At 47.1% G+C, this 10,566-nt stretch carries 6 protein-coding genes; all 6 read right to left on the bottom strand.

Annotated features, from left to right (window positions below):
* Nucleotides 1–98 precede the first annotated feature (98 nt).
* The 6 genes from ACO6V5_RS23100 to ACO6V5_RS23075 all read right to left on the bottom strand — a co-directional run bounded on the left by ACO6V5_RS23100 (nucleotide 99) and on the right by ACO6V5_RS23075 (nucleotide 10,556).
* Entirely contained in the window at nucleotides 99–2,312 is a 2,214-nt protein-coding gene (locus tag ACO6V5_RS23100; protein ID WP_422492168.1) for a transglutaminase-like domain-containing protein, read from the bottom strand.
* 10 nt (nucleotides 2,313–2,322) lie between these two features.
* Complete coding sequence (locus ACO6V5_RS23095) at nucleotides 2,323–7,695, bottom strand: AAA family ATPase (RefSeq protein ID WP_422492166.1); 5,373 nt, start codon at nucleotides 7,693–7,695, stop codon at nucleotides 2,323–2,325.
* 272 nt (nucleotides 7,696–7,967) lie between these two features.
* A complete protein-coding gene (locus ACO6V5_RS23090; protein ID WP_422138947.1) occupies nucleotides 7,968–8,408 on the bottom strand; it encodes a type II toxin-antitoxin system HicB family antitoxin in 441 nt (146 codons plus the stop codon).
* Between the two features lie 48 nt (nucleotides 8,409–8,456).
* On the bottom strand, nucleotides 8,457–8,636 hold the full coding sequence (locus ACO6V5_RS23085; protein ID WP_422135406.1) for a type II toxin-antitoxin system HicA family toxin: 180 nt from the start codon (nucleotides 8,634–8,636) through the stop codon (nucleotides 8,457–8,459).
* Nucleotides 8,637–8,827: 191 nt separating this feature from the next.
* On the bottom strand, nucleotides 8,828–10,033 hold the full coding sequence (locus ACO6V5_RS23080; RefSeq protein ID WP_422413408.1) for a DNA cytosine methyltransferase: 1,206 nt from the start codon (nucleotides 10,031–10,033) through the stop codon (nucleotides 8,828–8,830).
* Entirely contained in the window at nucleotides 10,014–10,556 is a 543-nt protein-coding gene (locus ACO6V5_RS23075; RefSeq protein ID WP_422413410.1) for an Eco29kI family restriction endonuclease, read from the bottom strand. Before ACO6V5_RS23075 ends, ACO6V5_RS23080 begins: the two co-directional genes overlap by 20 nt.
* Nucleotides 10,557–10,566: the final 10 nt, after the last annotated feature.

The following is a 10,566-nucleotide window of genomic DNA, read 5'->3' as shown; positions in this document are numbered from 1 at the left end:
AGTTATTTGACCTTGAGATTGGATGAAAGTTTCATTTGGACAGTTGCCTGTAACCATTGAAGCAAGTCAACGACCTCGAAAAACTCATCGTGACCAGACTATGTTCTGATATCCAATGAGTCAGCCATCGAATTCAGGTTCATGCTGCTCAAAAACTCTTTGGCAATGAATGTCAGCTCATCGGACCTCAGTACCAGGGCATCACTGGCGTTTTGTGCCTGTCGCAAGTAGGCGTCCTTAACAAGTTTCTCTCGATGGCTAAAGCTACAAATATCAGACATCATGGCAAACAGCTCCTCTGGTGAGGATGGATCATGAGCGCCATAGTCAAAGTTATCGCTGTCACGGTTTCTGTGAGAATGCATGACAGCGTCAACCCAACAATACGTTAAGCGACCGCCTTTTGACTGTGTCACTTCGTAAAGATAATGACTGAAGGCATGTCTGATCGCTTGCTCGCATTTGTTTGTGAAGTCATCAAGAATTTTTTTCTCCTCGTCCGACACCTTGAGGGGGGGCAGAATCTGATTGGCTTTTTCCAATATCTGCTTCAACTCCGGCCTGTTCTCTGCTTTTCGTTGCAGCAGGGCTTGAACCTTTTCCTTAATTGCAATTTCGTCCCATTTGGGGCAACCGATAATAATTGCCGGACGGTGTTTTTCCCTGCCCGAGTTTAACTGTGAAAAAGCAGGCAGTTGCACCAGCATTCGTTCTATATCAGGAATGCCCTCAGGATTGTTCGTCCAGACGTCTTCTATAGAATGATGGGCAATTTGATTTTCAAGGAATGACGAAAACCCGTCATGGCAATGAGTGACGAACAAGGTGTCACGTTCTTGCCTCTGGTAGTGTTCATAATTCAAACGCCACACCCTACTGTGTTTTTCCCTGGACAACAATGCGTCATACCACTTTCTCAGACAATGGGTGGCTTTAACCTTCAGCTCATCGATGCCTTCCAGAGCTTCCAGTAGCTCATGATGTTCAGAGGCACTGATAATATTTATGTCATAATTTGGCACTGGATCCAGCCAACCCGATTCCATGGCTTTAAGTGCAAAGTGAATAACCGACGGTTTGGTCAGTTCGCTCTGACCCAATATAGACACCATTGATCTCAACCACTTGTTAGGATTTGCTCCGCCCTGAATAATCATTCTTGAGTACAATGACTCGAGTTGTTCAGTGACCTGATCTTCATCATTGTCGAGCAAGATTTGTATGACTGCCTCCGACATCGGTTCATAGTCGCGATTCCTCCTGTACGATTCGTCGATTTGCACAGAATCGAATTCATACCTCGCGTCTATGAGGCCTTTTAACGGAGCCTTCGACATCGGTTTATCATTATGACTTTTACTGTTCTCATCCTGATCGTCGCGAGTCACAGTACCGAGCAATTTCTTCTCGTCATTGCTCAACGCTTTTGTCTCTGATAACGCTGAGATACCCATGGCAAAACTGGTTAAATTTTTTTCTCCCCAAAGTTTTTTTACTATCTCGAAAATGCTTGGAATTCTTTCTGGCAATGCACTGTTTGTCAGAAAATGTTTGCTCAGTTTCTCGGGGCTCGTACTCATGGCTCTGGCCAGAGTTTGCTGTTGTGATAAATCTGCCCCTTCCGGGAGATTCTTAATTGTCTTTAACGCAGCGCTGGAACTTTGCAACGTTCTGGTGCGCTGAAATTTTGGTATCACTTTTGTGTTCTTTGTGGGCGCCCCGCCCAAATCCACTGACAGCCAGGTTTGGCCTCTATCCACTGAACACTCGGCAAAGGCGTGGGTATTGTTAAACATTTGCCGACATGGAATCTCGAAATAACGGCAAAGAGCGACAAAAACAGGCGCACGATGACGACAACGCCCTTGCCGCTGTGTTACCAGGAATTTAAAGAAATTCTCCCCGCGCTTTGGTTTAGTCACCCCGGAAAACTGTCGGCAATACTCCTTGATTGCCCGAACGCGTTCGGTCATGTCTCGAGCGTTTGCAATTTTTCGCAAAGGCTCCCGTATTTCAGGTGGTTGTTGGTCAATGTTTGTAAACAGTCCTTTCAGCACTTTTTTCATCCCTTTTGAACAGCGGGTGTGAAACCATATCGATCGTTTTGAGCGAGCTTCTTTAGTCGATGCTTCCAAGTCCGGTTCTCTGGATTCTACGACATAAGAAATTTGAATACGCCGCCCCTTATTAGCGTTGGCCTTTGGAATAAACAGCGTGTGAAGCCCGGTATATTTGTCTCTTTTCAGGGTATATGGCAAATCGGGTTCTATACGCAGAGCCACGATATAGTCATCAGGCGTCAGGCTGGGCAATTTATATTCATCATCCTTCTGATGACATCTTGAGGGTCGCCAGGGTTTGATTGCTGGCTAAGATCAATTCCTGATCACGCCCTCCTGGTAAAGGGTCAGGTGTGAGAGTTTCGACCTCCAGGAAGTGCAGGTCATTAATATCGACCGTTCTAATATTACCCGTGTCAGACACACAAACATCACTTGCCCGCCAACGGTACATATGGGAAGGATGGTGCTGAGTTTTAAAAACTATTTCATCCTTAATTCGTGGCTTCTCCTCGCACTCATAGTCCGTGTCTCGTTCCAGGCCTATGAAATCTTTCTCGGAGAGTTCCTCGATGAATTTTTCATGAGCCTCATCAGCATTGATAGCTGAGGCTTTGTTAGCATAATCGCTCACCTGCTGGTTCGGCAGATCACTTATCTGGTGCCAAAACGCAGACCCGTATTGAACTGCATTGGCGTTCCATGTGCTTATCCGCTGATCAGCTTCCTGAAGACAAGACCGGTAAGCGGGTAATTTTAGCGTTTTTTTCTCTTCTTCCGTCAGGGGAAATACGCTATTGGCGTCAATGCCCGTCTTGTCAAACTTACGATCAAACCAGCTTTGCTGCCAGTGTCGGTACAGTGCCCGGGTGAGAGCATTGTCCGACGGGTCCGGATTCAGGGAAAGACCGAATGCCTGCCATTGTGACTGAGCGACCATCCTGATGATTTCTGTTTTGGTTTTTTTTCCAGTCAGACCGGTCTTGAAACAAATCTCATGGTGTTTTTCATCAATACTGTTGCGATCACTGCGTCGTATCAACCATGGACGACTAATGCCCGATACCCTTTCGTTGAGCCATTTGCAAAGTCCGGAATCAAGTGCTCCTTTACCCATGACAAGAGCCGGTGACTTCGGCAGTTCCTCCAGCGACAGGTTGGCAGCCATCAGGTAAAGCCGGTAGTGCTGATTGAGGCATTGACGAAGTGCTTTTTCGCTAAAATTGCCTCCTCTTTTGACAGCCATGGCGACATTCTGTAAATCGCGGCTGGTGGGCTGTAACGGCAGGTCTTTGCGTTGCAGGCAGGCCCTTAAACGACAATGTTTTTCAGTCAGCCATTTGGCGACGAATTTCCCTTTTGGGGAGTTTGGCAACACTTTCTTGGCAATGTTCTGCAATTCTGTCGAGTTATACTGGCGGATCGGCAAATGCCGAAAACGTCCTTTCAGCGCCGGTGATAAGGGTTTTCGCCCGCTGTACTCAGGTGGGTTGATGGTGGCAAACAGGTGGAAACCCGGATGGGCGTCACCGGCCAGAATATCGTTTAACTCACCTTCCAGATGCTGGCTGTCGATCAGATTCATTTCCGAAATCACCACGATGCCGCCTTCCACTTTTGCTTTCTGGATCGCTTCACACACTTTATCCCAGGAACAATCACAGGCATTCAGGAGAGAGACCTCTGGCATGGATTCTTGCCGTTGCCTGGCCTGCTGTCTGACACTTTCAATCATCAGGTTCAGCGTGGCATCCTTACCCCGCCCGGCTGGGCCTTCAATCAACGTCGCTTGTCGTCCGCCGTGTTTTCTGTCGTGATGATAAGCCTGCTGACAGCGGCTTAAATCCTGTCCCAGCCCTTGCACCAGTTCAATGACTGCCGATCCGGAGGCATCAAACTCAGGTTGGAATTTTTTGGTGTATGCTCCGAAGTCTCGCTGAATATCTGGCAGGGTGTAGTTATGAACTTTGTCGCGCAGGGTGTTGTCCGGGTGGTAACGGGCAGCAAACCAGATTTCCAGTGCCGAAAGGGCATCCTGTTGAGTCTCGCTGATTTCGGGACCCAGTACATCCCGAAAACTTTGCTGGATCAAACTGTTCACTTGCTCACAGCTAACACTGTCGCCTTCCGACAACGCACGATCCAGATACCAACCCACCCAGCTGCAGATATCGGTTAAATCCCTGGGAGTAAACTCATGCTCGGGCAACAGCTCCTGATAATATTGCCACAGAGCCATCAGGCTCTTGGTGGCACTGCGTGCAATGTCGTTTATTTGCTGCTCCGGCAGATGCCGTTGTGATAAATGATTGACCAGAGCCGGTTCCACCACCCTGTCCTCAAGGAAAGCCTGATCCAGGCGTGGGTAATAAGCCCTGGGCAGTTTCTCTTTCAGGGCCGGATCGAGCTGGCGCCCGGAGTAATGATCCGAATTGCCGGTGAGAATCACCCGGTGTTTTGGGCTGACCGGAACAGGGTGACCATTGACATAGATGCAAGGCTTTGGCTCCCATAAGCCGTTCAATGACGCCAGTAATCCGGTTTTAGCCAGGTTGGCTTCATCCAGAACCAGAGTAATGTATTCTCCATCTGTGTCCTCTGGGATAGTAGCCCATTCCATCAGAGTCCGGTTTTGTTGCATCATAGAGCGGTCGCCATCGGTATGCTCCCGCCACTGCCAGCGTTTCATCAGGGTCTGTTCGCTGTCGGAAGGTCCAAGGGAAATGACCTTAGCCTGTCCTGAAGCCTCTGCCATCTTTGCTGAAAAGTAACTTTTCCCGGTGCCGGTTTCTCCTTGCAGAAATATAACGGGAGAGTCCGTAAGCCGGTCATGAAGTCGCGATAATCGACGACTTTCACGATCTTTCTGACTTATCTTGCCGTGATAAAGATCCTGGGCCAGTGCTGACAGGGGCATATCAGCGGAACCCTGCCATTTCAGTGATTCAGACAGTCGATTTTCAATGCGTTCAATGCGCTCTGCCTCGGAATTCGTTGTTCTGGCCATGTGGAAACAATCGGTGGCCAGAGCCTGAATGGCATCGGATCGGATCTGCCCTTGTGACAAAGGTAAATGCCAGCCGCAAGCCAGTCCGTCCTGCAAACGTTTGATCTGTCTTTCTGGCCTGATGGTTAACGATGAATATTGCTCTGTTGCCTTCGGATCAACTTCCAACTGATAGGCTATGGTCTGTCGTTGTTGTTCAGGCGCATGAGCCAGGATCATGGCACAGAGCCTGTCCAGAGCTTTTTTGTCAGCCGATTGTGGAAACGGACTTTTATAGGACAGTTGTAATTCGGTACCTTTAAATACTGCCGGGTCAAAGGCTCGGGCCAGTGGCCATAGGTTCTGCTCCACAAACTCTCTATCCAAATGCCGGGCACTGTTGATGATGGCAGTTAACTGATCCGGGTCTACCGAGGCGGCCTGAGCCTCTTGCGGCTTCTGATGAGCATCCGGCGTGTTATCCGGTAACAAGTGCCAACAAGCCACTTTCATAAAATCACGCACGGATGGATTTTGCCGGGTGCCATGGGTGATGACGCTATTGATGGCTTTGCGCCAGTGGCGGGGTAAAAGCTGTTGGGACTGGTCCACCTGTTTTGCCCGCCGGGCAGCCAGTATCAGATTATTCAACAACCCTTCGGTGATTTCAGGCAGAGCATTACAAAGGCCAACAGGTACGGTTTTAAACGCTTCGTAAAGTTTATCAAGTGCTTGTTCTGGCACCTCGGTTCGGGCGATACCATGCCTGGAGACGCTGATACCCCAAAGATCAACCTTGGGACACGGCTTACTCCTGGCAACCATTGCACGAAATACCAAAGACGGGCTTTTTGCAGAATCAGGCCAGAGTACTGTGATATGAGCTTGTGGGTAGGCCTGCAATTGGCCATTGAGCAACAGAGGCTGGCCAACCACCAGAGGTTCCAGACGCTGCTGAAGCTCCGGATTACTCTCCAGTCCCCGAAAAATAACCGGCGTGCCAGCGATTAATGCCTCCTGCAATTTACTCTGACGTCGTCCAAAATGGGCCTTTTGTTCCGAGGTGATATGGATATTATCAAATAGCTCACTGAAGCTGGTTTGTTCATTGACCTGAATAACCAGAGGTGCTCCCCGCTGATTATTCAGCCAATGACTTGCCTGGGCATGTTGCTGATAAGTGAAGGTATTAAAAGCAGCATGATCTTTAACTTTTTTCTGTGGCTGTTGGCTCCCGGGCAAAGGGTGCTCATCGTTTTTTGTCAATCCCAGGGCATTCGGCTGCTTTTTCCAATGCGCCACCTGAAGTCGGGGCTCCAGACCAGTCGTTTCGCGAATAGTCTGCAGTGAGCCCAGTAAACAAAACCATTCTGCCTGAGTGAGGGGAGACGTGACGGTGACGGTACCACCCGCCCGAACTTGCTCCAACAGACAGGTGTTAGGGGTGGCATAGCCTCCGGGAGCAATTGCAATGGGGCTCAGCCAATCCGTGATATTATTCTCGTTAATGATGATCGGGTTTCGTGGTGCGTGCTTTTTATCAAGTCCTTTGTCATCTTCTTTATAAGAGTGAGACAGGCTTTGGTACAATGAATGAAGCTCGTCCTTCCCTACCGGCATCTGATAAAACTGAACATTGTCGGGTAACTGACAAATCTTGCCGTTGCTCTCGAAGCTCTGTTGCGCCAACATCTGTCGAATCGTCTGTTCAAAGGCCAGATCATCCCAGTTGGCGCCTTTCAGAATCACTCGTTGTCCGGCCTTTAATGACTCAAGTCTGCCGGGCAGGTGCTGGATTCGCCCTTTTTCATCCACTCCGGGGCCGCCCAGAAGCAACTGTCGCCAGTGGCTGTGCAGGTGACAGTCAATAACAAGGGTATTGTCGTTATCCATGGTGCTCTCAGCGGGAGAGAATTCAGCCAATACCGGAGGAACACTGTCGATGTTTATTGCCCGGGCATTGCCGGTCTGAGCATCGAAATGCCAGGAATTGCCCGGTCGATTAATTCGCCGCCAGAAATCAGCCCCCGGAACGTCGGCCGCCGGAGCGCCTTCACACTGGCCAACTGATGCCAACTGTGCAGGGTCTGCCACGACCAATAGAGAAACATGCTTGCCCAGGGGGCGTTTCTTACGGCTGACTTTGTCGTACAGACAGGGGTTATCGGGGTCCAGCAGGTCGTTAAATTTTGGCAGTGCTTTGCTGGCGAGCTTTCGGATATCTATTACCAGGGTAAATGGCTGTGAACCTTCAAACAGTTTGCCCGGATACAGCCTGTGGCGACCATCACCGGAAATGCTCAGTCGGCTCACCAGGTTAGCCTGTGAGAGGTCATCGGGATGAGAAATAAGGGTGACTTCCCGATGTTCATCGCGGGTCTGGGCAACTAAAAGCTGTCGCACCTGATCATTACTGGCGACAAAACGAAAATCGAAGGCGTGAGGGGGCCTTTGAGTCGCGGAGTCCTTTGAAGATACGGTTCTCACTCTGTCCGGCGAAGCAACCGGAGGTGCCGATCCATTGAGTTTGGGCGTTACACCAGGGCAGACATCCGTATTTTTTGACGATAAATACAGACTTGCTCCCCTGGCTGGCATGCCACCATCAGGAACGGGGTAATTTATTTTCTCACCAATACGACCATCCATAGTCAATCTTCCTCCCTACAGTCATTTGCAGGAATAAATTAAAGCTGTTTAATTATTTGACCTTAAGAAAGTACTAAAGTTCCGTTTTGATGATTATCCCTGGTGAGGAAAGAAAGTCAGCGGAGAAGAAAGTCAGCGATCTCAAAAAACGCATCATGAACTGATATCCCAGTGCTGACGGGCAGCGTAGCTGACCCCGCCAAGCGAGTTCGTTATGCGCGTTCTATTTTTTGTCCGTGTACATGTCGTTTGTCAGGAGATGGTTTTACTTGTTATAAGGTTGCACCAGTTATTTGATGTAATGCTGCTTGCGTCAAAAAATCACTTCGATCTTTGTACTTTCCACCACTCTTAACGATTTGATCTATATGAGCAATAAGAAGATCAGACATGCTGACATTGATTCTTTTTTGCTTTCCCAGAACTTCATCTACTTCAATATCTATAAAAGCCCATTCGGTAAAATCTTCATAATCAGGATTATTCGAATAATCTTGTTTGTTTGATAATGCAATTTGAGATAGATCTAATTCTCCATTAAGAGCCATCTCTTCCATAACTGTAAATGCGGCATCTTTTGCATTTTTTACAATATCATCAAACTCATCAGCTGCAGAATAGGCTGAGTATTTATCATTGCACAGAGCAGGAATTACAATACCATAGGCTGTGTTATTGTCTTCCGCTTTTTCTATACCAATTTTAAATAACATGTCTTGCCTCACATTAATATAATTTCTTTATCGATTCTGAGGGGGAGATCACTCCCCTGCCCATTTCAGCAACTTTGTTACAAGCCCCTTTCCAAGTTTCCTTTTCGGATGAGGAACGGAAGTTCTTTTCCCTTCCTTGTTTATCCATATCTCATGAGAGCCTTTGCCTTGCCTTAAGAACCTGCAACCCCTGGCTTCAAGTTCTTTTCTTAGTTCGTCCGAAGTCATTCGACCTCCCTAAACTTGCATAACAGAAGTATACACACGCACACACACTGCAAGCAAACCTTTCCATACACAGTTATGTGTAAAGAGCTTTTTGTTTTAATTTCAGATAGATACAGATGTCGGAACGAATAACGAAGATAAGCTTACTGAAGAGTTTGCCAATATGCATAGCGCCGAAAACACCGGCGCAGCTATGCTGCCACCGAGTGCTTTGACTTGTTAGGGGCAATGACTTGATAGACACTCTTTGCTACTACTTCAGCTAGTGTGACGGGAACGGCGTTACCAATTTGCCTCATGCACTCACTCCATACTCCGGCAACATGATAATCATCAGGAAATGTTTGAATTCTTGCAGCCTCACGTACGGTGAAATACCTAATTGAATTATCATTAAAGCGAACCATATTTTCCCCGCCGGGGACACCATGATCTCCCGCTTTTAATGTTTTAGAAGGCTCGTCGATGGGACTTCCTGTGTGACCAGGATATGATTTGGCACCATCTTTAAATACATGGTTGTTAAAATCATTCTTTCTTTTAGGCGAAGGTAAATCTTGTATAGCTTCCCTGACAGTAACCCATGGTTTTTCTTCAGGTTGGAATAGCCCATACTTTTTTTGAAGACGTGAAGCAATTTTCTCTGGGTTTTGATTTAGTTTTGGCCTATCGAATTTAGAAACCTTGAGGCGCTTCCAGTAATCTCCAGTAACCCATTGATCCCATAGCAATGCATCTTGAGAGTGAGTAGCCTTGGGAAAACTCCACTCGACATTTAAATCATTACGGAAGCCAACAATGAAAACTCGCTCTCTTTTTTGAGGAACACCATAATCTGCAGCATTCAGAAGTCTGTACACGACATTGTATTTAAGACCTCTATATTTGCCTTTCGTGTGAGTTTCTTCGAGTCGCGCTAAATGACTCTCCCAGTCTTCGCCATCTGCCTTAGAGATATTTGGGTAAGATAATTGCAATATTATGTATTCAAAATATGTGCTGAAATTTTTTCTCAGCAATCCCTTAACATTTTCAAATATAAAAGAGTCAGGCCTTGACTCTCTTACTGCTCGAACAGCTTGAGGAAACATATCTCTGTTATCGTTAAACGCCTTGTGCTTTCCACCTAAAGAAAATGGTTGGCAGGGAGGGCCACCTGCAACGAGAGAAAGACTGCCTCTATATTTTTGGAATGATATATTTCTTACATCTTCATGCTGGATATCCCAGCTTTTTATTTGAGCTTGTCCCTCATCATGATTCTTTAACAGTGTGTTTACAGCATCTTTATTAAATTCAACGAGCATTTCATGCTTAAAGCCACTGTTTGCCAACCCCAAAGCTAACCCGCCTGCTCCAGAAAATAGCTCGACTGAGTTAGGTTGATTTTTGGACATGATAAATACCTATTTTTTCTTCAACTTTATTCTCATTCGGTGGCGTACCTTTTAGTCGATCAGCCCAAACTCTGCCGGGATGAAGCACGTCCCATTCAGATTTTGCTTGCTCATACCTCCCCTTACCGGGATCATGATTGCCAAACCCATCTATATGAGAGTTCCAAAGAGGATTATACCTGCGAGTCATCGCCGCTTCCACAGTACTTATAAGGTCAGCTTCCTGATCTTGTAACACGATAAACCTGCATGAAAAATCTTCAATCTGAAGATTCTCCGCAGCATTAATGCTTCTCGCGTGCTCGTTTAACCTTCTGTATAAAGCGGAATCATTTTCTTTAAGACTACCCCGACCTTGCCTCCATCCCGGCAGTACTGCTTTACCCACATAAATTGGAAGATCTGGAGTTTTGCTATAGATCTTTCTGTACTGTGGAAAATCCCCTTTGTAATAAAGTGCATATACGCCACCGCCTGCGAATTTGACCTCCGGTGGAAGTTTTTCAAACGGCGTATTTATCATAAATTCAACT

Origin of the sequence: Endozoicomonas sp. ALD068 (assembly GCF_049310145.1) — a bacterium.
Classification (GTDB): domain Bacteria; phylum Pseudomonadota; class Gammaproteobacteria; order Pseudomonadales; family Endozoicomonadaceae; genus Endozoicomonas_A.
The sequence above is the reverse complement of the archived record's forward strand: the minus strand, read 5'-3'. Positions and strand labels throughout refer to the sequence as shown.